The 23,170-nt window shown below is 53.1% G+C and carries 23 protein-coding genes and 3 pseudogenes; 9 read left to right on the top strand and 17 right to left on the bottom strand.

Annotation, left to right across the window (positions count from 1 at the left end; translation table 11 throughout):
* The first annotated feature begins 37 nt into the window (after positions 1-37).
* Positions 38-2,113 carry an oligopeptidase B gene (gene ptrB / locus ACQG1K_RS13080; RefSeq protein WP_022648469.1) on the top strand — a complete coding sequence of 692 codons (2,076 nt, stop codon included), beginning with the start codon at positions 38-40 and terminating at the stop codon, positions 2,111-2,113.
* On the opposite strand, the gene exoX is transcribed toward ptrB, so the two are convergent.
* From exoX to ACQG1K_RS13065, 3 genes are all read right to left on the bottom strand, one after another.
* Positions 2,095-2,757 carry an exodeoxyribonuclease X gene (gene exoX / locus ACQG1K_RS13075; RefSeq protein WP_022648468.1) on the bottom strand — a complete coding sequence of 221 codons (663 nt, stop codon included), beginning with the start codon at positions 2,755-2,757 and terminating at the stop codon, positions 2,095-2,097. The two genes, ptrB and exoX, sit on opposite strands and share 19 nt — an antisense overlap.
* Positions 2,758-2,781: 24 nt before the next feature.
* A complete protein-coding gene (locus ACQG1K_RS13070; protein ID WP_367074306.1) occupies positions 2,782-3,420 on the bottom strand; it encodes a nitrilase-related carbon-nitrogen hydrolase in 639 nt (212 codons plus the stop codon).
* Positions 3,421-3,531: 111 nt separating this feature from the next.
* Positions 3,532-3,762, bottom strand: a complete 231-nt coding sequence (locus ACQG1K_RS13065) for a DNA polymerase III subunit theta (RefSeq protein ID WP_003859784.1) — start codon at positions 3,760-3,762, stop codon at positions 3,532-3,534.
* A gap of 137 nt (positions 3,763-3,899) precedes the next feature.
* Between ACQG1K_RS13065 and yobA the strand changes: the two genes are divergently transcribed.
* The 3 genes from yobA to ACQG1K_RS13050 are packed head-to-tail and all read left to right on the top strand — an operon-like array spanning position 3,900 to position 5,497.
* Entirely contained in the window at positions 3,900-4,271 is a 372-nt protein-coding gene (yobA, locus tag ACQG1K_RS13060; RefSeq protein ID WP_023300433.1) for a CopC domain-containing protein YobA, read from the top strand.
* A gap of 1 nt (position 4,272) precedes the next feature.
* Entirely contained in the window at positions 4,273-5,142 is an 870-nt protein-coding gene (copD, locus tag ACQG1K_RS13055) for a copper homeostasis membrane protein CopD (RefSeq protein WP_367074308.1), read from the top strand.
* A 16-nt stretch (positions 5,143-5,158) separates the two neighbouring features.
* Positions 5,159-5,497 carry a YebY family protein gene (locus ACQG1K_RS13050; protein WP_022648464.1) on the top strand — a complete coding sequence of 113 codons (339 nt, stop codon included), beginning with the start codon at positions 5,159-5,161 and terminating at the stop codon, positions 5,495-5,497.
* A gap of 321 nt (positions 5,498-5,818) precedes the next feature.
* On the opposite strand, the gene ACQG1K_RS13045 is transcribed toward ACQG1K_RS13050, so the two are convergent.
* From ACQG1K_RS13045 to ACQG1K_RS13015, 7 genes and pseudogenes are all read right to left on the bottom strand, one after another.
* The gene (locus ACQG1K_RS13045) at positions 5,819-6,904 is read right to left on the bottom strand and encodes a tyrosine-type recombinase/integrase (RefSeq protein WP_367074310.1); all 1,086 of its coding nucleotides are present in this window, start codon (positions 6,902-6,904) and stop codon (positions 5,819-5,821) included.
* Positions 6,873-7,145, bottom strand: a complete 273-nt coding sequence (locus ACQG1K_RS13040) for an excisionase (protein ID WP_219939851.1) — start codon at positions 7,143-7,145, stop codon at positions 6,873-6,875. The genes ACQG1K_RS13045 and ACQG1K_RS13040 overlap by 32 nt, the downstream gene beginning before the upstream one ends.
* A 120-nt stretch (positions 7,146-7,265) precedes the next feature.
* Positions 7,266-7,790, bottom strand: coding sequence for a hypothetical protein (locus ACQG1K_RS13035; RefSeq protein ID WP_367074312.1), 525 nt, complete (start codon positions 7,788-7,790; stop codon positions 7,266-7,268).
* Between the two features lie 56 nt (positions 7,791-7,846).
* Positions 7,847-8,062 (bottom strand): TraR/DksA family transcriptional regulator, encoded by a 216-nt coding sequence (locus ACQG1K_RS13030; RefSeq protein ID WP_367074314.1) that lies wholly within the window; start codon positions 8,060-8,062, stop codon positions 7,847-7,849.
* A 318-nt stretch (positions 8,063-8,380) separates the two neighbouring features.
* Complete coding sequence (locus tag ACQG1K_RS13025) at positions 8,381-8,599, bottom strand: hypothetical protein (protein WP_006176198.1); 219 nt, start codon at positions 8,597-8,599, stop codon at positions 8,381-8,383.
* Positions 8,596-9,147, bottom strand: coding sequence for a phage N-6-adenine-methyltransferase (locus ACQG1K_RS13020; RefSeq protein ID WP_367074316.1), 552 nt, complete (start codon positions 9,145-9,147; stop codon positions 8,596-8,598). Before ACQG1K_RS13020 ends, ACQG1K_RS13025 begins: the two co-directional genes overlap by 4 nt.
* Position 9,148: 1 nt before the next feature.
* Positions 9,149-9,415, bottom strand: a pseudogene (locus ACQG1K_RS13015) (hypothetical protein); the annotation flags it as partial.
* Between ACQG1K_RS13015 and ACQG1K_RS13010 the strand changes: the two are divergent.
* Both ACQG1K_RS13010 and ACQG1K_RS13005 read left to right on the top strand, forming a co-directional pair.
* A pseudogene (locus ACQG1K_RS13010) lies at positions 9,410-9,589 on the top strand (hypothetical protein); the annotation flags it as partial. The pseudogenes ACQG1K_RS13015 and ACQG1K_RS13010 overlap by 6 nt on opposite strands.
* Before the next feature lie 58 nt (positions 9,590-9,647).
* Positions 9,648-10,067, top strand: a pseudogene (locus ACQG1K_RS13005) (hypothetical protein); the annotation flags it as partial.
* 1,079 nt (positions 10,068-11,146) lie between these two features.
* Here ACQG1K_RS13005 and ACQG1K_RS13000 read toward each other — a convergent pair.
* Together ACQG1K_RS13000 and ACQG1K_RS12995 are read right to left on the bottom strand one after the other, a co-directional pair.
* Complete coding sequence (locus ACQG1K_RS13000) at positions 11,147-12,262, bottom strand: SGNH/GDSL hydrolase family protein (protein ID WP_199004918.1); 1,116 nt, start codon at positions 12,260-12,262, stop codon at positions 11,147-11,149.
* Positions 12,259-13,329: an acyltransferase family protein gene (locus ACQG1K_RS12995; RefSeq protein WP_047364830.1), complete on the bottom strand. Its 1,071-nt coding sequence runs from the start codon at positions 13,327-13,329 to the stop codon at positions 12,259-12,261. Before ACQG1K_RS12995 ends, ACQG1K_RS13000 begins: the two co-directional genes overlap by 4 nt.
* A gap of 143 nt (positions 13,330-13,472) precedes the next feature.
* On the opposite strand from ACQG1K_RS12995, the gene ACQG1K_RS12990 reads away from it, so the two are divergent.
* Both ACQG1K_RS12990 and ACQG1K_RS12985 read left to right on the top strand, forming a co-directional pair.
* On the top strand, positions 13,473-13,778 hold the full coding sequence (locus ACQG1K_RS12990; protein ID WP_182410459.1) for a hypothetical protein: 306 nt from the start codon (positions 13,473-13,475) through the stop codon (positions 13,776-13,778).
* 1 nt (position 13,779) lies between these two features.
* Positions 13,780-15,048, top strand: a complete 1,269-nt coding sequence (locus ACQG1K_RS12985) for a Y-family DNA polymerase (RefSeq protein WP_367074318.1) — start codon at positions 13,780-13,782, stop codon at positions 15,046-15,048.
* A gap of 429 nt (positions 15,049-15,477) precedes the next feature.
* Here ACQG1K_RS12985 and ACQG1K_RS12980 read toward each other — a convergent pair whose 3' ends face one another.
* Positions 15,478-16,458: a VirK/YbjX family protein gene (locus ACQG1K_RS12980; RefSeq protein WP_426720844.1), complete on the bottom strand. Its 981-nt coding sequence runs from the start codon at positions 16,456-16,458 to the stop codon at positions 15,478-15,480.
* Between the two features lie 167 nt (positions 16,459-16,625).
* Here ACQG1K_RS12980 and pphA point away from each other — a divergent pair, with 167 nt between their 5' ends.
* Complete coding sequence (pphA, locus tag ACQG1K_RS12975; RefSeq protein ID WP_320683873.1) at positions 16,626-17,270, top strand: protein-serine/threonine phosphatase; 645 nt, start codon at positions 16,626-16,628, stop codon at positions 17,268-17,270.
* A gap of 34 nt (positions 17,271-17,304) precedes the next feature.
* Here pphA and ACQG1K_RS12970 read toward each other — a convergent pair whose 3' ends face one another.
* From ACQG1K_RS12970 to yebS, 4 genes are all read right to left on the bottom strand, one after another.
* The gene (locus ACQG1K_RS12970) at positions 17,305-17,544 is read right to left on the bottom strand and encodes a YebV family protein (protein WP_006811010.1); all 240 of its coding nucleotides are present in this window, start codon (positions 17,542-17,544) and stop codon (positions 17,305-17,307) included.
* Between the two features lie 104 nt (positions 17,545-17,648).
* Positions 17,649-19,112 carry a 16S rRNA (cytosine(1407)-C(5))-methyltransferase RsmF gene (rsmF, locus tag ACQG1K_RS12965; protein WP_045308319.1) on the bottom strand — a complete coding sequence of 488 codons (1,464 nt, stop codon included), beginning with the start codon at positions 19,110-19,112 and terminating at the stop codon, positions 17,649-17,651.
* Between the two features lie 56 nt (positions 19,113-19,168).
* Positions 19,169-21,802, bottom strand: coding sequence for a PqiB family protein (locus ACQG1K_RS12960; RefSeq protein ID WP_367074323.1), 2,634 nt, complete (start codon positions 21,800-21,802; stop codon positions 19,169-19,171).
* Entirely contained in the window at positions 21,771-23,054 is a 1,284-nt protein-coding gene (yebS, locus tag ACQG1K_RS12955) for a membrane integrity lipid transport subunit YebS (protein WP_022648459.1), read from the bottom strand. Before yebS ends, ACQG1K_RS12960 begins: the two co-directional genes overlap by 32 nt.
* Positions 23,055-23,170 lie beyond the last annotated feature (116 nt).

Here is a 23,170-nt window from a genome sequence, read left to right as displayed (position 1 = left end):
AACCTTATAGGATGTAAAACGAAAAAGTAAGAATGCCATGCCTCCAAAAGCCCGACGTACTCCTTATGCGATCACCACGCATGGCGATACGCGTATCGATAACTACTACTGGCTGCGGGACGATTCTCGTTCCCGGCCAGAGGTGCTCGACTATCTGCACGAGGAAAACGACTATGGCCGCCAGGTCATGGCCAGCCAGCAGGCGCTTCAGGATCAGCTCCTGAACGAAATGGTGCAGCGTATCCCCCAGCGTGATGTCTCTGCCCCGTGGTGCAAAAACGGTTATCGCTATCGCCATATTTATGAGCCGGGAAACGAATATCCCATCTACCAGCGCCAGTCTGTGCTGAGCGCCGAGTGGGACGAATGGGAGATCCTGCTGGATGCTAACAAACGTGCTGCCCACAGTGAGTTTTATACGCTGGGCGGCATGTCCATTTCCCCCGATAACGCCATTATGGCGCTGGCTGAGGATTACCTCTCCCGCCGCCAGTACGGTTTGCGTTTCCGCAATCTTGAAACGGGAAACTGGTATCCCGAAATGCTGGATAATGTCTCCCCCGATTTCGTCTGGGGTAACGATTCAGAAACGGTCTACTACGTTAAAAAGCATGCCTCAACGCTGCTGCCTTATCAGGTCTGGCGTCATACGGTGGGGACCGATTCCGCCGACGATGAGCTTGTGTATGAAGAAAAAGACGAGACGTTCTACGTCAGCCTGCATAAAACCTCGTCTCGCCACTACGTGATTATCTTCCTTGCCAGCGCCACCACCTCTGAGGTGCTGCTGCTGGATGCCGAACTGCCGGATGCCCAGCCGTTATGCTTCCTGCCGCGCCGTAAAGATCATGAGTACAGTCTGGATCACTTCCAGCACAGCTTTTACCTGCGTTCGAACCGCGAGGGCAAAAACTTTGGCCTTTATAAAACCAAAGTGCGCGATGAACGGAAGTGGGAAGTGTTAATTCCTGCGCGCGATCAGGTGATGCTGGAGGGGTTCACCTTGTTTACCGACTGGCTGGTGGTGGAAGAGCGTCAGCGCGGACTGACCAGTATCCGCCAAATCAACCGCAAAACCCGCGAAGTGGTGGGCATTGCGTTCGATGACCCGGCTTACGTGACGTGGATCGGCTTTAACCCGGAACCGGAATCGTCCCGCCTGCGGTACGGCTATTCGTCAATGACTACCCCGGACACGTTGTTTGAGCTGGATATGGACACCGGGCAGCGTCAGGTGATTAAACAGGCTGAGGTCCGGGGATTTGAGTCGGAAAATTATCGCAGTGAACACCTGTGGGTGACCGCGCGCGACGGCGTTGAAGTCCCCGTGTCTCTCGTCTACCACAAGGATCACTTCAACAAAGGTAAAAACCCCATCCTCGTCTACGGTTACGGCTCCTACGGATCCAGCATGGACGCCGATTTCAGCAGCAGCAGGCTGAGCCTGCTCGACCGCGGTTTTGTTTATGCGATTGCCCATATTCGCGGCGGCGGCGAGCTGGGTCAGCACTGGTATGAAGACGGAAAATTTCTCAAAAAGAAAAATACCTTCAATGACTACCTTGATGTCTGCGATGCGCTGATCGCGCAGGGTTATGGCGATCCGCAACTCTGCTTTGGCATGGGGGGCAGCGCCGGAGGCATGTTAATGGGAGCCGTGGTAAACCAGCGGCCTGAACTGTTTAAAGGCGTTATCGCTCAGGTGCCGTTTGTGGACGTGGTGACGACCATGCTGGACGAAACCATTCCGCTGACCACCGGGGAGTTTGAGGAGTGGGGGAACCCGCAGGATGAAACCTATTACCGCTACATGAAAGAGTACAGCCCGTACGATAACGTCGAGGCGAAAGCCTATCCGCATATGCTGGTGACCACCGGCCTGCACGATTCCCAGGTACAGTACTGGGAGCCCGCGAAATGGGTGGCGAAGCTGCGTGAGCTAAAAACTGACGATAATCTGCTGCTGCTGTGTACCGATATGGACTCGGGGCACGGAGGGAAATCAGGGCGATTTAAATCCTATGAAGGGGTGGCGCTGGAGTACGCCTTTTTGATTGGCCTGGCGCAGGATACGCTGCCAGGCCGCGCGGGAACTCAGGCTTCGCCTAAATAATGCTTCAGCGTCAGGCGCAGTTCCGGGCTCATTCTGTCGAGGTTGTTGTACAGCCAGCGCAGATAGCCCGGATCGTTGTCCGCCACTTCCGATACCGGTTTTCCACGATATTTACCGAACGTGAAGGTGGTCAGTAGGGCGGGGCGGCCGGTAATGGTCGCCATATCGTCCGGCGTCCAGCCGGAAGTATTCATGATATCAATCAGGAGCGCTGCGGTGATGTAGCAGTCATAGAGGGCGCGGTGATGATGCAGTCCTTCCGGCGTCCGCACGCTTAGTTTGCGCGACTTATACAGCGCCATATTGCTGTATTTGATCCCCGGCCACAGACGGCGCGCCAGCTTCATGGTGCAAATCCATTCACCGGGCATCTCCGGCAGCACGCGGCGGTCAAAGCTGGCGTTATGGGCGACATACCACTGGCTACCGTGGTAAAGAGGGATGATCTCTTCAATCCACGGCTTATCCGCCACCATCGATTCCGTAATGCGATGAATTGCCATCGCCTGCGCACTGATGGGACGGTCCGGGCGCACCAGGTGGCTCATTGGATTGACTATCTTTCCGTCAACCACGTCGACAGAGGCGACTTCCACAATTCCACCCTGCAAATCGCAGGTTTCGGTATCGATGACGCGCAGCATTGATCGCTCCTGATCCTAAAATGCCTAGCCTAATGGAATGATATCCCCTTGCCAACCCTGTCGGCCCAAAGAACCGGTTAACAGCAACTCTCCCTTATCGGCACGCACGATCAGCTGACCTTTTTCATCCCATAACGCGCTACCGCTGCGCGCGTTCGCCATTAATACCGCGATGGCGTACTTATGCGCGAAGCGTTGTAACGAACTGATGGATTGCCGCCAGCGTTGCTCACCCACCGCCAGGCTGCTGGTGAACAGCGTTGCCTCTGGGTCCAGTTCCGGGGCGTCAGCCTGATTATCAACGATGGTTAACCGTTTATTGCCAGGATTAACACCCGCACCGTTACCCTGCGGATAACGCCGGATGGTCGACAGGTTAGGGGGGAATAGCGCGAGTCCTTTCTGTTGCTGGAGAGTAATACCGGCAATCACCGTGATGAAACGTGACTGCGCCGCGTGAAGGAGGGGGGCAAGCTGCAAATCGTCAGGGGGTGGGGGTAAGGTTGTTCCGCCAGGGCCGGTAAGCGAAAGCTCCGGAAAGACGACTAAATCGCACCCATGCGAGGCAGCCTCGGCAATAAAGTGCAGGTGATGTTTTACGTGCTCATCAACACAGTTGTGCCGCGGAGCATACTGAGCCGCGGCAATAGTCCATCGTGACATCGTGACTTCCTTATACACTAAGTCGCTGGGATTTTAAGATTACACCTAAATTTATCAGGGTTTTCTTATCCTGCCACATAACGCGTAAGGAAGTGTAACGGGACGTTAAGCTTATTTAACTTTAGGTTCGTACGGCAGGCGCGAGAGATTAACGGAGGCGAGGCGATGCGCAATAAGACGTTCGCGGAACCAGTCGCGCAGATGCGCAGGTTGTTCACGCTCTACCACTTCAGCCACGACGGGCATGTTGTAACGCTCTTTGAATGCGACCCCCGCGGCGGCGAGATCGACATTCACTTTGTCCATCTCGTCCTGAGGAAGGGCGGCCAGGTTAACGTTCATTTCCTTCTCCTTTTTCTGCGGCGGCAACGTTACCGCGATTGTTCAACGATGACAAGGGAGCAAAGGATGTTCCTCGACTCGTTAATTATACAGAGTTATTCTTTAGCATTCAGGCATAACGAAAAGGAATGATTGTGATGCACTTTACCCCTTCCCGCGTCGCGTGTGCGCTGGTGTTTCTGCTCTCTTCGGCAATCGCGCCATCAGCTCTGGCCCATGCGCACCTTAAGCAACAATCCCCGCAGGAAAATACCGTCGCGACGGCACCCGACGTCATTACCCTGAATTTCTCGGAAGGCATTGAACCTGCCTTCAGCGGCGTCGTGGTGACGGACGCGCAGCAGCACAAAATCCAGACCGGCGCGGTGAAGCGTGACGAGAAGGATAACGCAAAGCTGATTGTTCCTCTTGAGAAACCGTTGACGACCGGCACCTATACGGTGGACTGGCATGTGGTCTCCGTGGACGGCCACAAAACCAAGGGCAGCTATCACTTTAGCGTGAAATAGTATGCTGGCCCTGAGCTACGTAGCGTTTCGCTTTATCCATTTTGTTGCGCTGATACTACTTTTCGGCAACGCGCTATACAGTGTCTGGTTTGCACCGTCTTCGTTGCAGCGCCTCATGACGCAGCGTTTCCAGCGCCAGCAGAATATCGCGGCCTTAATCAGCCTGATGGCTGCTCTGCTGATGTTCGGCCTGCAAAGTGGGTTAATGTGCAACGGCTGGGGTGATGTCATTCGCCCGCCGGTCTGGCGCAGCGTGCTGGGCACGCAGTTTGGTGGCGTCTGGCTGTGGCAAATGGTGCTGGCCGCTGTGACCGCGGGTGCTGCATGGCTTACCCCGCAAAAGGGCTCACGGCTGTTACTGCTCGCGATGGGGCAACTGGTGCTGCTGGCGGGCGTGGGACATGCCGCGATGAACGGTGGCGCGCCGGGTGCGTTGCATCGTCTGAACCATGCGCTTCACCTGCTCTGCGCCGCCACCTGGGTGGGCGGTTTACTGCCGCTGCTGTTCTGTATGCGGCTGGCGAAAGGCCGCTGGCAGCCAGCCGCTATCTTTACCATGATGCGCTTCTCCCGTGTGGGGCATTACGCCGTGGCGGGCGTGCTGCTGACCGGGATAATCAATACGCTCTTTATTGTGGGCATAGACGTGCCGTGGGAAGCGCCTTATGTACGGCTGTTGTTGTTCAAATGTGCGCTGGTCATCATGATGGTGGCAATTGCGCTGGCGAATCGGTATTTTCTTGTGCCACGCTTTCGCCCTGATGCCGGGCGGGAACAACAGATTTTTATCAGGATGACACAGGCAGAAGTGGTGCTGGGCGCGCTGGTACTGGCGGCCGTCAGCCTGTTCGCGACCTGGGAACCCTTCTGACAAGGTTTAATAACTTATGAAAAAGACACTGCTTTCTCTTTTACTTCTCACCTGTGCCAGCAGTGCGCTGGCCGCGCCGCAGGTCATCACCGTCAGCCGGTTTGAAGTGGGTAAGGACAACTGGGCATTTAATCGTGAAGAGGTCATGCTCACCTGCCGTCCCGGTAACGCGCTGTATGTCATCAATCCCAGTACGCTCGTGCAGTATCCGTTAAATGACGTAGCGGAGCAGCAGGTTGCCAGCGGGAAAAGTAACGGACAGCCTGTCAGCGTGATCCAGGTGGATGACCCGGCAAACCCCGGGCAGAAGAAGAGTCTGGCACCGTTTATTGAGCGCGCTAAAAAGCTCTGCTAGCCGTCAGGTTTCCAGTAAAAAAAACCGCAGGTGCTTGTAAAAGCTCTGCGGTTTTTCACATTTAGTGATGTTCTGACGCTTTTTTTCAGACCACTTTTACTGTGGACTGGAAAACCTGACGTCGTCATCTATTCTTAAAGGGCAAGGCGATTGAGCCTGCATTAATGCCAACTTTTAGCGCACGGCTCTCTCCCAAGAGCCATTTCCCTGGACCGAATACAGGAATCGTATTCGGTCTCTTTTTATCTATTTGTTTCATAAGAGTTTTTTCGGTCTCAACACGAAATCCCCCGAAAATTACTCGAATATTCCATATCCTGTCTAAACCATAACATACTCTGCACCGCGTGCGTCCAGGTATTTTTTGGTCATTGTTAAATTTTTGTGGCCGAGTAAACGCTGAGCAAATTCTTCCCCTCGCTCCTTTTCATAGAGCCTGCTCGCCAGACTTCTGATCTCATGAAACGGCGGTGGGTTAGGGCCGAATTTTAACCCGGTCGAATCCCTTATCTCTGCGAACGCCTGGGTGAGTCCGTCAGGAGTTAGCGGCCCTGGCTTTCTTCCCCCGCGGCGAACCGGCGAGTAGAGCATGAAATCGGAAGGGTTGTTCACCCGGCATCGATCAATGACATCCTGCAACACAAGCCCGGCGACGTCCAGCCTCAAATCAAGGGGGAGCGCCAGTTTGTGACCTGTTTTCTCCTGAGTAACGAAAAGCCTCCCGTCTTTAACGTCACTGAACCTGAACAGTGAGATATCCTCCCGCCGCTGGCCGGTGATTAGCGCAAGATCGCATGCGTTAGGTGCCCAGTCAGAATGAGTTAACGCGGCCCGGCGGATGACGGTGAAATGCTCGAGCAGCAGGCGCTCTCGCTTAACTTTCGGCGTCGGCGTTCGCGTCGGCTCAGCCGGGTTCCTGTCGACATGTCCTTCTACGATCGCTTCCCTGAAGATGTCCATCAGTACAGACCGCAGTCCGGAAGCCATGCTCTTTTTATCGCAGAGAATGTATGCTTCAAGAAATGAGGCGATATCCTTAGTCGTGACTGATGCGAGGGGTATTTTCCCGAACTCTTCCTTTATGGTAGCGATCTGGTTTCGCCTGACCTTCATCGTATTTGGTTTCAGCTCGCGCCGCTCGAGAATCACCTCGTAACGCTCCAGCCATGCGGCCACTGTGAAAGTGGGCACGTCCTTTATGCGATCCAGGAGAGAAGAGGGAAGGTAATTCTGGTCGATGTAGTTATTGGCCTCAATGGCCTGCGCAACGGCGTCCTTGCGATCAATCCGCCCAAGAGAAATCTCCTGCCCGGTCACCGGATTGCGCCAGCTGTAAAGTCTGTCTCTTTTACGATAGGTCAGGTTACGGGGCAGGTTAGCGTCGTAACGTACTGGCCTTTTCGCCATGAGTCAGTCTCTCCAGTAAGGTGCCGCCGGACGGCAGTTTGGTGTGTTTCGGTTTAGCGCGCAGATTCTTCTTGCGCGGGTCCACGTAGATAGCGTCAGGCTTGACCTTATATTCCTTTCCGTGCAGCTCCGGCGCGGGATAAATTCGCCCCTCCCGCGTCCATCGACGCAGAGTAGAAAGGGAGGGCGGAGTCGTGTAGACCTCAGCAGCCCATTCCTGCAAGTTGAGAAGCTTAGCCATGAGAACTCCTTAGCCGCCTGGCATTATATGCGAGGCGGCGTTGACGTGTTGATTAATCGAAATCAGATAAGAAAAAACCGCCCGTAGGCGGTGAGAATTAGTTGTTAGTGGTTGTAAATATTACTTTATTTTCAGTGCCCTTTTAGCTTCCTGCACAAGCCCATCCAGTAATGTTTCTGATGCCTCAAGATCTGCTTCAGCGGCCTCAAGGGAATTTATTGCATCATCCCTATAGTAGTCAGAGCGAGTTTCTGCCCTCATTTTGACAAAATCATTCAACAACTTAGATGCTTTTGGGGTCAACGTAAAATCAGAAAGTTGAGCTATTCGTTCAAGTTCCTGTATATCCTCCCAATAAAGGTCTCTGAGTAACTTTTCCTGTTCAGGAGGGTGTCTGTTAAACGTTTCATCTTGTTCCTGCGTGAGGCTATATTCTAGATTCAGAAAATAGCGGTCAGTCATTTTGACCCTATAAGCTTTATCGATTACATCGGTGAATGAGCCCAGTCGTTTTTCCCACCACTTTTCTTTGTAAAATCGATTGAGAGCAAATTTAGCGGTTAAGAATGCAGCTACAATACCGGTTACCAGCCCAATGATTATTTTTGAAGTTAGGTCGTAATAATCGAACTCATTCCCACTCATGAGCATATCCTTGTAAATGTTAGTAGGATCCAAGAAAACACTATCTGCATATTACTTCACCTGAAAATTTTTAACTTCAACTCAATCTCTTCTTGGCAACTGGCGCACGTCTTGCAGCCGGGAACGGCAGCGCGCCGCGGCGCCGGGATATCCTCACCGCATTCAGCGCAATGCTCAGCTGATTCGGCGTTGCGGTTTACTCGGTGAGCGGAAAGGGCAGCGTTACGCTGAAGCTCTTCAATCTCTGCTGCGGTATCGATGATATCGGCCATGGTCAATGCTCCCGGAACTGTCGGTTAATTCGGTTGAAGGTGAACGCCAGCAATAAAAAAGGCCGCGATAGCGACCTAGTGATTTGCGATTTCATGGCTGTATCCACCCCTTGCCTTTGACGTGCTGGATGACACCAAGCTTCCTGAGCGACTGGAGTCGGCGGTCAAGGATGCGGAAGACGTCCATTGGGTGCTTTCCTTCTGCCTCAGCAATGACGAGGCACTCCTGTCTGACGGAAGGGCTAAATATCTTCGAAAACGAGGTTGGCTGAGCGCCGATAGCGCTTAACACTTCGCTATCCAGTTTCGCGTATTTGGTCACGATTCCACTCCGAAGCGGCGATTAAGCCTGCCTGTGTATACGACGAACTCCAGGAGGCTAACTCCCAGAGCTTCAATTTTCTTGTGATGCTTATTGATGATGGGAGGCACCGTTTCGTTCCAGTTAGGCTTTGGCTTCTTGCGCATGGCCTGCTGTATTTCTTCGGTGCAGCGGCGGCAGGCGGCGCGGATGGCGTTGTCTGTTTCTGGCGTCATGCGGCCTCCCGTCGGGCGAGAAGTTTCGCCCCGAAAGCCATCAACTCGTCCCGGTCCACAGTTGCGAAGTGGCAGTGTGTACGCGGGTACGGTCGCCAGATGATGAGCATTGAGCCTTTGTTGTTGCCGCTAACCGGCTTACCGGTGACCGGGTTGATAAAAGCCAGCCGCCCGGCGGTGATGAAGCGAACTTCGCTGGCGGTCTGGATAGCCTCCTTAAACCAGCCAACCGATGTGTCTGCCGGAACCAGCATGACCGTGCCGATCTGATTTGCGCTTTCCGTAGCGGCCTTCTTAACGAACGGTGTGATGTCGCTGTATGGCGGGTTCATCCAGACGTAGCCAGGTAAATTCAGGTAATCAGCCCAGGGAGTCTCCAGTGTATTCTGCTCGGCGGTGATGAACTTCCGGCACAGTGCGTTATGAGGCGCCGCGGCGGCATCCAGCTGGAAGCAGAACTCAGCATCAAGGGAGGCGAAGAGGGCTGGTGGAGTGCGCCAGAGGTCGCGCTGATCCGCTGGCGTGTTGCTGCCGGTGTAATCGGTCATATCAAACCTCGAAAGCAAGTTGTGGCGTGAACCGATCGCGATCTGCGTCGTAATTCAGCGAACTTGCAGAGTTAAAGGCTTCAATGCGCTCAACCAGCACCGCAGCGCGTGTTTCTTTGCTTGCCGGCGCGTAGGCTGATTTATCCCACGCTTTGTCGATGCCGATGTTTCGCGCCACATTAGTACTGTCGGCTGACGACAGTGGGATGTGTCGGAATATATCGGCGTTCAGCATGCGCAGGCCGTGAAGCTTTGTTATCGGATACCCAACATTCAGCTCAATATCTGGAACGGAGACACTGTGCAGCTTCCGTCGCGCTACCTCATCGCGACCGTTGAGGAACTGGACAGTCAGCTATGGACGGTCAACAGCATCAAACCGAACACAGATAACACGGTATCTCTGACCGTCGCGGAATACAGCGACGCCATCTACCAATAAGAACCGTCCCCGACCAACCAGACCCGGCCACTGCGCCGGGTTTTTTTATGGAATCAATATGGCTACGCAACCAACGCAAGATGCAGTACCAAGCGAATCACCTCGCGACCTGAAATTCAACGCGGGGAAAATTGACGAATTCGTTACATCGATGGGGTGGACATACACCGACCGATTCGGTGTGCAGCATTACACCATTGAAGGCATGCGCTGGCTTGCGCAGCAGGCTATTGCCGCATTTGGCTACATCACTCTGGATAGCTTTGAAGATGGAAATACGCTCACCCTCCCTAACCAGGTTCTTCGCCTTGAGGCGACAGGCGAATACTACCGCTGGGATGGTGCATTTCCAAAAGACGTTCCTGCTGGTTCAACGCCAGATTCTGCTGGTGGCGTAGGGGTAGGAAAGTGGCTCAGTGTAGGAGATGCTACTCTGCGCTCAGACCTTGCAGAAAGCGATGGTTTGAAGCTCACCGGTCAAAAGGTTAACTATGGAATTCCTTCCGGTTCGAGTTTAACGCGGGGGCTGATCTGGGCGTTTGATAAGATTAAGGGCTGGTTACGCGTAGGCGGATCTGATCTCGAACCACTTGACGACGAAAAAGACTTTTGGCGCGGACTGCCCTCTAAAAACTCATGGGGTGATCCTGCAAACATAGGTGACTATTCTGTTTCATTTGGCCGAAATGGGGCATCTTTTGCAGTTTATACCGCAACATTTGGTCATGACTGTGTGACCTATGGGGTGGCTTCCTTGGCTGGCGGTGCTGGCAGCGCGACAGGTAACCCGGATGACATCACCTCACCAAATGCTGAAGGGTACTGTTCTTTTGCATTCGGGAAAAATGTCATTGCCCTTGGCGCAAAGTCTGCAGCGCTCTGCGAAGAAACGGAAGCCAACTCGCGCGCTGCATTTGCAGCAGGGTACTTTACTCAGGCCAGGGCGGGATTCACTACTGACCCGGGAGGGGTGGCAAGCGATGGAATTGGCGCAACAGCGCTGGGTCACTCAACGAGAGCAGCGGGTGATGGTGCGTTTGCCGTTGGTCGTTATGCTCAGGCATACGGCGGTGCTATTGTCATCGGATCTGGCATTAACTCCGGCAACCAAGCTGTAAACTCAAGCACTAAATCCGTGGCAATCTTTGCCAATTCTGTCGTGCCTGCGATAACGGCAAAGGCGGCAGGTGGTGGTGTTACTGATATGCCGTTTGTTGGCGTTCATACGTTAGACCCAAAAGAGCCATTGGATGTTGCGATGCCCAACGGCACTAACGCCGCTTTCAGAATCACTGGAAGTGGCGGTGCAAAAATAAAGCTTCAGGGAACATCTAACACTGATACAGGGCTCGACATAGCCTCTCTTGAATGGACCAGCACTAATGGAGGGAGCGCGGTAGGAACCTTGAAGATCAACATGAACAACGGAGCGCAGAGCATTGAACTATCAGCTGATGGAATGGTGGCTTTGAAAAATGTTAAAACACTTGATGAAATATCCGGTGCCCCTGCGGGCACCATCTATAAAGATGCTTCAAACTTCCTGAAAATTGTTGTTTAAGAGAAGTCATCGCCAAGGAAGGCTGTGAGCAGCGCTTCTGCGATCACCCTGTGACCAAAATCGGCAGGGTGGTTAGCGCCATTACCTGTAATAGCGTAGATGTTTTTGCGCTGAAGCATCTGAACCCAGACGTTTGTTATATCGACAAATGTCACATGATTATATTTCAGAGATAACTTTTTCAACTCTTCGCTGTATAGCGGGAAATACTCTTTCTTCGGCAGCACCCACTCAGGATTCGGAAGGGTAGAAGAAAGCAGTACGATTCGCGCATGCTTATTTTTGCTTTTGATATTTTTTATCAGGGCATCGATGCTGAAATAGTATTCTTTTGGCGGTAGATCATTCGAATCGTTCATACCGAAAGAAATGATATAAACATCAGAATCAAGCTTCGTGAGTCTTCCGTCAGTGCTGTAGTAGGCGTTATTAGAGGTCCATCCCGGCACCGATGGGTTGTAGTAATGATATTTGCCGCCCTTCATCATAGACATGTAAGCAGACACCAGTCCGACATATGGTGGCTGATGTGGTTCTGAGTATATGTCGCTGGCATTCGCTCCGAAAGTAATGCTATCCCCGTAATACGTCACCTTCATTTCCTGCAGGCTTTTAACGTAATTACGTAAGTCTGTAACCCCGCCACTCATTTTCAGGTAAAGGCGATCTGCCTTCTTGTAAGACGCCGAAATCTGATATTTCTGGTATTCAGTCGTAACGTTGATGTTAAAGTTTTCATCTTCTTTCAGCGGCTTTTTAAATCCTGATTTAGCTACCGGGATAGCAGAGCCATCAGGGATTGCTATTTTGTCGCCTGATACCCTGAAATCGGTACCGTTATGATAGAGCTCACCGGTAGTCTGATTGAACATCATGACCGGGCCGGTAGGCCTGAACAGTAGTCTTTCGCGTTTAAAATCCTCAGATGCGTAAATAGTATCCGAATAAACGAATTTCCCACCAAAGAAAGAAGGGTGAATATTAAACTTATTCACAATGTAGTTGCTGCACTTTACATCCGTGCACGTCGTGTAGTCATCAGGTGCAGCTGGTATTTCAGCTGCGGCACAAAATGACACAGACAATAGTGAAGCAATAATTAATTTTTTCATTTAGCTTTTCCGTATGCTTTTTTCTTTATCCAGCCATTAACAGGCTTTTCAATAAACTTATAGCAGGCAAGGGCGATAACCTGGCAGTAGATGTAATAGACGATAACATAAGGAACTATGCTCACTGTCTTATCAAGGCCAAGTTGCGTCCAGATAAACAGAAATACCGGCGCTGAGATACCGTGAGACAGATACAGGCTGTAAGATGAGTCGCCCAGCAGCAAGAAAGTGCGGTTGTGAGGAATAACCCCTTCAAGGCTCAGAGCCGACCAGACAATCACGAACGCCGGGATGCCCCATGTCAGCAGTCGGGAATAATCGTTATAAGCAAAAACACCCGAGTTAGCGAAAGCAAAAAGCGGGAAGAAAGAAGCAATTCCCACCCACGCCAGCCACTTCGGCAGGACGCATCCTGCTGAGTACATGCGGTAAAGATACATACCGAGGATGAATTCGATAAACATCTGGCTGGACAGAGTTACCAGAACTTTACTTTCACCGTGAGCTAAGGCGTTACCTGCGCCGAAAATTACCAGGGCGCAGACTGAATAAAACTCGAGTGAGTTGGCTTTTTTAATGCCAATCGCAAGAAGACCCGCAAGCAAGAAATAGAACAGGAATTCAAACTGCAAAGTCCAGCCGATTCCAAGAATTGGTGGCTTGTCAAAGTTCATGAACGTCATCGTTTTGATGATCCACATGAGGTCTAGCCGCGAGCCGTTGAAGATATATGCGAAATCTGCAGTAGGTTGGGATATAGCACCAGAGTCAACCAGCCATGATATGAACACAACAACCAATGTTGCCACAAGGTACAACGGCCATATGCGAGTAATGCGGCGCTTTATGAAACCCAGCGGTGTTAATTTTGGCGTCATACCATCCTTATAGAGGCCGCCGTAAATAATGTACGGCATTATAAAGCCGCTGATGATGAAAAATATGTCAACGCCAACACCGCCAAGGTTTGTGATCTGTGGGGTGATGCCATAAACGGCAAGGTTTGCGTGAGCATAAATCACGAGGAAGGCGGCAAGGAACCGCAGGTACTGGATGTTGGCAATCATCGTCAACTTTCTTGTCTGTTAAAAGGCGAGTGATTTTAACAGTTAAGATGAATCCGATCATTCTCTTTGGTTTGAACATTGACCTCCCTATCAACATTAATAATACTGTATGTACATACAGTTATTTTTTGATGGGGCCCAGAATGCACTCTACTACACCACGATTCAGGCTTGACGAGATCTGTAAAGTTAACGGCAACTCTCGCCTAGTAGAAACCACAGGTGGTTACGCTATCTTCCAGACTGACCATTTGCCGGGCAATGGCGCGCGCGTTTTGCTTTGCGTATCAGGTCGTCTGCAGTTTGCTGTTGTTATGGGACAGTCACTCATAACTGAAGAAGGAGAGTGCATAGAGGGCGATATCCTGAAGGATGTTGTCGTGATGGGAGTCGTCACGTTCTTCATAAATGGCGCCACGGCATTCACTGATGAAAACCCGGTGATATGACATGTTTGCGCTTGTAGATGTCAACTCGTTCTATGCGAGCTGCGAGACAGTATTCAGACCGGATCTACGGGGGAAGCCGGTTGTCGTGCTCTCAAATAATGACGGCTGTGTAATTGCACGCAGCTCCGAGGCCAAGGCCGCTGGAATTACCATGGGTGAGCCATTCTTCAAGCAAAAAGAGCTGTTCCGGCGCGCTGGTGTTGTTTGCTTCAGCAGCAACTATGAGCTGTATGCTGATATGTCGAACCGGGTAATGACAACGCTTGAAGAAATGAGTCCCCGCGTCGAAATTTACAGTATCGATGAAGCTTTTTGTGACCTGACGGGCGTTCGGAACTGTCGGGACCTGACGGAGTTCGGCAAAGAGATCCGCGCTACGGTTCTGAAGCGTACGCATCTAACCGTCGGGGTTGGCATCGCGCAGACAAAAACACTCGCTAAGCTGGCAAACCACGCCGCCAAGAAATGGCAGAGACAGACGGGTGGGGTAGTGGACCTATCAAATGTCGATCGGCAGCGTCGGCTGTTGGCGATCGTGCCTGTAGAGGATGTTTGGGGCGTTGGTCGCAGAATCAGTAAAAAGCTTAATGCCATGGGGATCAAAACAGCTCTGGACCTTTCTGAACAGAGTACGTGGATTATTCGAAAGCACTTCAATGTGGTCCTGGAGCGAACGGTCCGGGAACTGCGCGGCGAACCATGTCTTGAACTGGAGGAGTTTGCACCGGCAAAGCAGGAAATCGTCTGCAGTCGCTCATTCGGCGAACGCGTCACCGAGTACGAACAGATGCGCCAGGCTATCTGCAGCTATGCCGCCCGTGGTGCTGAAAAACTTCGGGGTGAGCATCAGTACTGCCGTTTTATCTCCGCTTTCGTCAAGACCTCTCCATTTGCCCTTAATGAGCCGTATTACGGAAACAGCGCATCGATAAGGCTGCTCACGCCAACGCAGGACAGCAGAGACATCATCAACGCCGCGGTAAAGTGTCTGGACAAAATATGGAAGGACGGTCACCGGTACCAGAAATCGGGCGTCATGCTGGGTGACTTCTTCAGCCAGGGCGTGGCCCAGCTCAATCTGTTCGACGACAGTGCGCCTCGAGCTGGTAGCGAGAAGTTAATGGAAGTGCTGGATCACCTGAATGCAAAGGACGGAAAGGGAACGCTCTATTTTGCCGGGCAGGGTATACAGCAGCAGTGGCAGATGAAGCGTGAAATGCTGTCGCCTCGATACACTACGAGATTTTCAGATTTGCTTGTTGTCCGATAAAAGAGGTGCGCACCTGATAAATCTTACAATCGGATCGGTGGTGATTATGGTGACGGCAGTGGCGGGAGTAAAGCGGCATGTTGCGAAACTGGAAGGAGCTACGCAAAGTTGGGGAGATTTCGGATCGAAGCGATCTCGAAGTTCACTCGTCGCCCACTCGAAAAAGATGGCAACGGTTTGATCTTGAATCGATGTATTGGTAAGCATTGAAACCCGAATTTAACGGGTTTCTGATGTGTAAGTGTTTGAATATAATCAAAAAAGACTGGTTGAAGCGGAAACAGGAATCGTATTCGGTCTCTTTTTATCTGCATGAAAATAAACGATAAAATCCGGTTTTCGTCTCAGCAGAAGGTTCACTTCCTGTGCGCCTGCTTCAAACATACCACAACCCGGCAGGCGTAAGTCCAGTCCTTTTTGGCTGTTTTGTTAAATTTTTGTTTGTATTTTGCCTGAGACGACTGCGGGATCAATGCGCGCATGTACGGAAGCCGCAATATCATCAAGTAACGCAAAGCGGCGACGGTATTCGGCGCGTTTTTTGCTGGCAATCTCCTCCAGTGCTTTACGCTCCATCTGGAGCGGCAACTGCCAGCAGAAGGAGGAGAGTTTCTTTCCGTTCAGGCCTTCCCAGAACTCGTCGTAGCTGGCGTGAAAATGACGCCCTTTGCTCAGACGGTAGCGCAGCGCGCGGAAAACATGGCCTTCATCGCTGACGGCAAAAATCGCGCTGATGTTCGAGCGTGAGGCAAGCTGGAAGATCACCTCCATCAGCACGCGTTTCGGGAAAAGCCCATGGCAGGCACGGGTAGCCTGCTTAATCACCTCCCGTGAAACATGACGACGGGGACCCTGGAGGCCGACGATCACCAGCACCATACGGCCGTTACTGCGTGCGACACAGAACGTCAGGCTGGCAAGCAGCGTGTTGTCATTGTCATGCAGCCAAAGCGTGCTTTCGCCTTCACGTTCAGCCTTACCTGCGGACGAGACGTGGACGGTATAGATTTCGCCGTTTTTTGCCTCGAACTGGACAACCGGCACCTCTTGCGGATTGATCAGCGCGTGGGCGAGGGCGGTATTTGTCAGACTATCAATCCACTGATAGTGGCTGACGATAGCATCGGCCCGGTCGTTTGAGTTCAGGCCACGCATCAGATACTGGCGGTGAGTTTTGCTCGGCAAGGTAATTTGAGAGGTGAGCAGCCTGTCGAAATCATCGCGTCCGGATAGCGCCTCCAGCATGCGATGGGTGGAGGACCAGAATAAAAGCGAGCGCAGAAGGAACTTTAACCGGTAATCACGTTTGTGCCAGATTGGGCCGGGAACGCGTTTCCCTCTCACCAGTTCAGAAATAATATTTGTGCGATGCGGATAAAAAACATCGTTTTGCAGGTGTATGTTTGACACGTGAAAATCCCTCTTTTTATTCCGCATTATTTTAAAGGCCAGGGAATAAGGGATTAATAGCGCAGCGATCTTTATTTCCGGCTGGTTTATGGTTTGTTTGGATTCGCGATATCCATCGTCGGCTCATGACATTTTCTGTGGCAGCTATACTTCTTACAGGAGGCGTTATGTATCAGAAAATAGAGGGAGAACACTGGCGTCATGTCTGGGTTGTCAGCGATATTCATGGTTGCTATCAGTGGCTTATGGAAGAGCTGAAACGACGGCATTTTAATCCTGCTGCGGATCTGCTTATCTCGGTGGGGGATATTATCGACCGCGGTCCCGACAGCATGAAATGTTTACAGCTGATGCAGGAAAAGTGGTTTTATGCGGTACGCGGTAATCACGAGCAAATGGCGTTAGATGCGCTTGAAAATAATGATTTTAGTCTCTGGAAGATAAATGGCGGTAACTGGTTTACCGGGCTTACGGTCGCTCAACAAAAGCAGGCGAAGGATTTACTCGACGCGTGTCGGGACTTACCGCACATTATTGAAATAACCTGCAAAAACGGTCTGAACGTGATTGCTCATGCGGATTATCCCGCCGCCGAATATGCCTGGCATAAGCCGGTAGATGCCCAGCGGGTGCTGTGGGATCGCGACCGGTTAATGGGCTTTATGGTGGGTAGAGGGCAGGGCATTAGCGGTGCGGATCACTTCTGGTTCGGACATACGCCTGTGGACAAGCGCTACGATTTCAACAATCTGCACTACATTGATACGGGAGCGGTGTTCGGGGGCTTTCTGACGCTGACGCAGCTTCAGTAATAAATAACCCGCCTTCGGGCGGGTTCTCTTTGGGTTATGCAAGACGCAAGACCCAGGCATCGGTTTTACTGTCGTAATGTTCACGGTACAGAACGGAATGTTCCCCATCAAGGATCGCCGGGACGCTGGTATCTGCATCCCAGGCGTCCAGTTGCATGCACAAATCCGGATCGGATTTGCAGGGAATACTTAACGTTCGTTCGCCTTGTGCTTCGCCACGCAATTCAGCGTCGTCGATTTCAAAAGCGCCAATGCGTACGCTGGTTTTCGTCATAATGCTCTCCGGTTTGTTGCCCAAAATCTGGTATGACCAGTGCAGTCATCCATTTTTGATCCTAGACAAGGAGAGCGAAATCGCCAGTAAAAAAATGCGTTTTTTCAGTCAGTGCGGCTGTTACCGGTAAACAGGCGACCATCGCGTACCAGTTCACGCGGATAGCTGTTTTTCAGCCGCGAGCCGACTTTTTTCGCCAGCCCGAGCGGATAGCCCTGATACGTCACGATGACTTCATCCTGTGACGGGCCGTCTTCCGGGTAAACGTCACGACCGCGATACCACTCTTCCGCTTCATGATGCGTCAGGGCGAAGGTGTTCTCATTGCCTGCCAGCGCAATGACCGCTTCGTGCTGCCAGCGATAGCCTTTGTTGTGGATCTCCGCCAGGCGAATACCGAGGCGGGAGAAACGCACCTTACCAATCAGCGGTTCGATGTTGACCGGGAACAGCCACAGCTCTTTGTCACGCATCCAGAGGCGCAGGCTCTCATCCCAGTGCAGTCCCACTTTGCTGGCAGCCGCTTGCGCCTGTGCCGCCTCACGGCCTTTGACCGGCGCGAACGGGAAGTTGCCGACCTTAAACTTAGGGACAGGCAGCGGATCGACGGCGCGGGTTTTACGCAGTCGTGCGACAAAGAACCCCTCGCAATCGTAAATCTGCGGGAAGACGTGCAGGAAGCCTTCAGGGGTGGCCGCGTGACTGGCCGAATCGAAGAGGGTGTCCAGCGGCAGAAACTCGACGGCATCCGCATAGCGTTGCCTGAGCCACAGGCAGACGTCCTCGTTTTCATCGCGGTTCAGCGTGCAGGTGGAGTAAACCAGCGTTCCACCGGGGCGCAGGGCATGAAACGCACTGTCGATCAGTTCACGCTGCGTGGCGGCGATCTCCAGGTTGCTTTCAACGGACCAGTTTTTTAACGCATCAGGATCTTTACGCACTACGCCTTCGCCGGAGCAGGGCGCGTCGAGCAGGATGGCATCAAAAGCTTCCGGCAAGGCAGCGCCAAACACGCGACCGTCGAAGTGTGTTAACGCGACGTTGTGGATCCCGCAGCGGCTGATATTGGCGTGCAGGACTTTGACGCGGCTGGCGGAAAATTCGTTGGCGAGGATCGCGCCGCGGTTGTTCATCCGGGCGGCAATTTGCGTGGTTTTAGAGCCCGGCGCCGCCGCGACATCCATCACCCGCTCAGGCTGGTTTCCGTCGGCAAACAGCGCGGCAACCGGCAGCATGGAGCTGGCTTCCTGAATATAAAACAGCCCGCTCAGGTGCTCGGCGGTGCTGCCGAGTGGCAGGCTCTCCTCGTCATCCCGCTCGATCCAGAACCCTTCCTCACACCACGGCACCGGCGTCAGCTGCCAGCCGTAGGAGGAGACGAGATCCAGAAACGCTCCGACGCTGATTTTCAGCGTATTGACGCGAATACTTCGACGCAAAGGGCGCTGGCAGGCGGCGACGAAATCGTCGAAAGAGAGATGAGCAGGAAGCGCCTCGCGCATCTGTGCGAGGAATTGTTCAGGAAGAAATACGGAGTTTTGAGCCACGGGCACACCACAGGGAAACATTCAGGCGCGCAGTGTAACATAAAGGCTCCGGCGCGTTGACACCGGAGCCTGCGAGATTAACGCGGCAGCGCCGTTCCCCATTCGCGCCACTCTTTCGGTTCACTTTCCAGCAGCAGGAAGTGTTTTCCTGCCTGCGCCTTAGGCGCCAGAGGCGTGCCAGGCGGCGTCGCGAAGGCAATGCCGCCGCGAATGAACTGGTTAAAGGTCCCCGTTTTGACCACGCCACCGGTCAGGCCGAAGTCCAGCGAGTAGCCTGAAGCGAGCCAGAACACTGAGTTGTTGCGAACCAGATGCTGATAACGCTGGCTGATGCGCAGGCCGACCATCACGCGGTCGGACAGATTACCCAGCGTCAGGCTTGTTACTGTCCCCACTTCAATACCGCGGAACAGGACCGGCGTACCGATGCCCAGCGAACCGGCTTCCGGTACCTCAACCACAATGCTCAGACCGTCCAGATAACGGGAATCGGTGATGGTCGCCTCCTGCAACTCAAACTCACGACGCGCGTTGCCCCGACCCGGTTCAACGTTAATGTACGGCTGAAGTATGGTGTCGAGATGCTCAACCCCTGCGGCAGAAATTTGCGGCGTAACCACCGAGAAGCGCGAGCCTGCCCGGGCGAACGTCTGTACATATTCCGGATAAAGCACGGCGGTAGCCTGAACTTCATTGCGCGCGGTGATCAGCGTCAGCTTCTGAACCTGCCCGATATCAATTCCGAGATAGCGGATAGGCATGCCTTCTGCCAGTTTACCGGCATCAAAGGTGTGCAGGGTAATCTGTCCCCCGACGGCGCGCGCCGCGGTTTCAGACGGGAAGAGGATCCGCTTGTCACCTTTACGCATGTTGCCGCCCGCGCCGCTCAGGTTATCGAAGCTGATCGCACCGCGCAGGGCACGGGAGAGGGGAGACGCCTGTACGGTCAGCCCGTTGCCGTTGAGCTGCACTTTCGCGCCGCCTTCAGCCCAGAACACGCTGTTTGGCGTGAGCAGCTTGCGATACTCCGGCTTGATATGCAGTTCGATATCAAACGCTTCCGCACGAGGACGAACGGTGATCACTTCTCCGACCTCAAACTTACGATAAAGCACGACGGAGCCTGCCTGGACATCCGGCAGCGTTTCAGCGCTTAAGGTCAGCGTGGTGGTCGGCAGGTCGCCGAGGCTGTTTTCAATGGCTTTGTCCAGATTGGCGAACAGTGGATAGCTCTCACGCAGCGCGCCTTTGCTGCCCGGCAGAATGCGGATCCCGCCGTTAACCCACTCGCTGGCGCTGGCGCCGAGGAACTCAACGCCGTCCAGACCCACCTTCACGTCGACCCGGCTGTTCACCACAAATTTACTGTCGCCGTGCACAAGGTTGCCGTACTGCGGATCGATGGCGGCGGAGAAGGAGACCCCTTTTTCCGTCAGCTTTCGTTCCAGAACCTGACCCACCTGCACACCGTGCAGGATTAGCGGTTGACCGGCTTCGATACCATAGCTTTCCGGCGCATTCAGCTTAACCGTCAACACGCCCGGTTTTTGCAGCAGAGCTTTATCCGCCGGCGCGATGACAAAGTTTTTATTCGGCGCACCTTCACCGGGGATCAGCTCAAAGGTGCTTCCCGTCAGCAGGGAACTGATGCTAGCGTCGCTGAGGGAGAGCTTCGGATTACGCAGCTCGATGCGTGTTTTTTCCCGCAGGAGGTCCACAACGCTCGGATCCACCGTCATTTCGCCGGTAACGGAGCCGCCCGCGTTGAGGGTTAATTTTGTCAGTTGCCCGACCTCTAAACCCTGGTACATCAGCGGGGTCGAACCGGCTTTCAGGCCTTTGGCATCCGGCAGGGTCAACTTGACGATGACACCGCGCTGGCTGTGTGCCAGGTCGGCGTACAGACCAAAGGTATCCTCTGCGGCGGCAGGGCTGGAGTCAGCAGGTGAGTCGAAGGCGATAGCGCCATTCACCAGCGCCGCCAGGCTCTCAAGCTTCACTTTCGCACCGCTTAAGCTCAGGTCGGCATCGACACCGGAGACGTTCCAGAAGCGGCTGCCTTTTTTTACCAGGTTGGTAAAACGGCGATCGATCAGTACATCAATGGTCACGCCATCTTTGTTCGGGTTAATGGCGTAGTCGTAAACGCGGCCAACCGGAATTTTGCGGAAATAGACCAGAGAACCACTGTTCAGCGAGCCCAAATCCGGCGCGCGGAGGTGGATCATCAGATCGCCGTTATTCAGCCGATATTTCGGCTGGGTATCCAGCGCAACAAAGTGATCCTGTGGCTCACCTTTGCCAGGCATCATGCCGATATAGTTACCGCCCACAAGCGCATCCAGCCCGGAAACGCCGGCCAGGGAGGCTTTAGGCGTGACCAGCCAGAACTGCGTTTCGGCGCGCAGGGCATCCTGCATGTCAGACTTAATGCTCGCCCGGACCTGGATTTTGTTCAGCCCTTTGCCGAGGGAAATATCCTGCACGGTACCCACTTCCACCCCCTGGAAGCGAACGGGGGTACGTCCGGCGACAATGCCGTCCGCAGACTGGAAATCAATCGTGATGGTACTTCCGCGATCTTCATAGCTCGTCCAGATAAGCCAGCCTGCGATCATCAGCGCGATGACAGGCAGCAACCAGAATGGCGAAATGCGGCGTTTTGTTTTAATTCTCGCTTCAGTCGGCGAAGCGGGCGTTTCCTGACTCATGTGCGTCCCAAAGTAAGCGGCTGTCCAGCCATTCCACTGCAAGAATAGTCAATATCACCGCAGAGCCGAAATAAAAAGCTGCGGGTCCCATGGTAAAAGCAAGTAACTGATCGCGATTGATGAGCGACATCATCAGCGAAATCACGAACAAATCCAACATCGACCAGCGACCAATCCAGGTCACGAATCGCAGAAGCAGGATGCGGGTGCGTAGTCCTTGTTCGCATTTAAAGTGAATGCTGATAAGTAGCGTAAACATCACCACCACTTTGGTAAAGGGCACCAGAATACTGGCGATGAACACAATGGCGGCAACCCCCACGTTACTGTGCGCCAGAGAGATAATCCCCGAAAGGATAGTATCTTCCTGTCGGGCGCCGTTCACATAAATTACGGAGATCGGCAGCATATTGGCCGGGAATAAAAATATCAGTGAGGCGATAAGCGCCGCCCAGCATTTTTGCAGGCTGTTGTTGCGCCGCAATCTTAACGGAATGTGGCAGCGAGGACACCTCCCGCGTTTATCCGGAAAACCGGTGTAATGGCACCCCAGGCAGACGCGCAGGTTTTCATCAGGCCGGGTCGCGGGACGCTGAGGGTAAAATCGCTCCCAAAGCTGTTCAACATTCAGATGAATCAGGGTCAAAATACTCAGCAGGACCAGTGAAATAAACGCAAAAAGGCCAATGCCGGGTTGTAAAAACGCATAATCCTGCACCTTAATGGAGGCCACGCCGACGCCCACCAGATAGATGTCCAGCATCACCCACTCCTTGAGCTTTTCCAGCATGAGCAGGACAGGGCGCAGGTTCATCCCCAGAATGTTGCCAAACCACAGGTAGGCAATTGCCGCGACCAGCACCAGCGGCGCGCCGACGACGCAGAACAGCACCATAGCGCCGGTGAGCGGATCGCCCTCGCGCGTCATCTGCCAGATCCCCTGCAATACGTTAGCGTCAATACGCACGCCAAGCAGGTAGAGCTTTAACAGCGGCTCGGTCCAGGCGAACGGCATCAGCAGCAGCATGGTAACCGCCATTGCCGCCAGACGCGTCAATGACCAGTCCCGGCCATCGCGAATTTTGGCATCGCAGCAAGGGCAAAAAGCACTTTGGTGCGATTTCATCTTCGGCAACATAAAAAGCGTATCGCACTGGGGACAACGCTGATAATGTGCACGAGGCAGAGCCTGGCTTACCGTACGGACAACGATCTTTCTTGTCGGCGTAATTTGGGGTGTTTTTAGGGCCATCAGTCGCACACAGATAAGTATTGTTGAAAGTTATAATAACTCATGAACGGATTCATCTTGAGCATGAGCGCATTTAATGCTTATTTTAATAGGCTATGCGGTAATTATGTAAGATA

Source organism: Enterobacter cloacae complex sp. 402C9, from assembly GCF_050030745.1.
Taxonomy (GTDB): Bacteria; Pseudomonadota; Gammaproteobacteria; order Enterobacterales; family Enterobacteriaceae; genus Enterobacter; species Enterobacter intestinihominis.
This window is presented reverse-complemented; position numbering and strand designations above follow the sequence as displayed.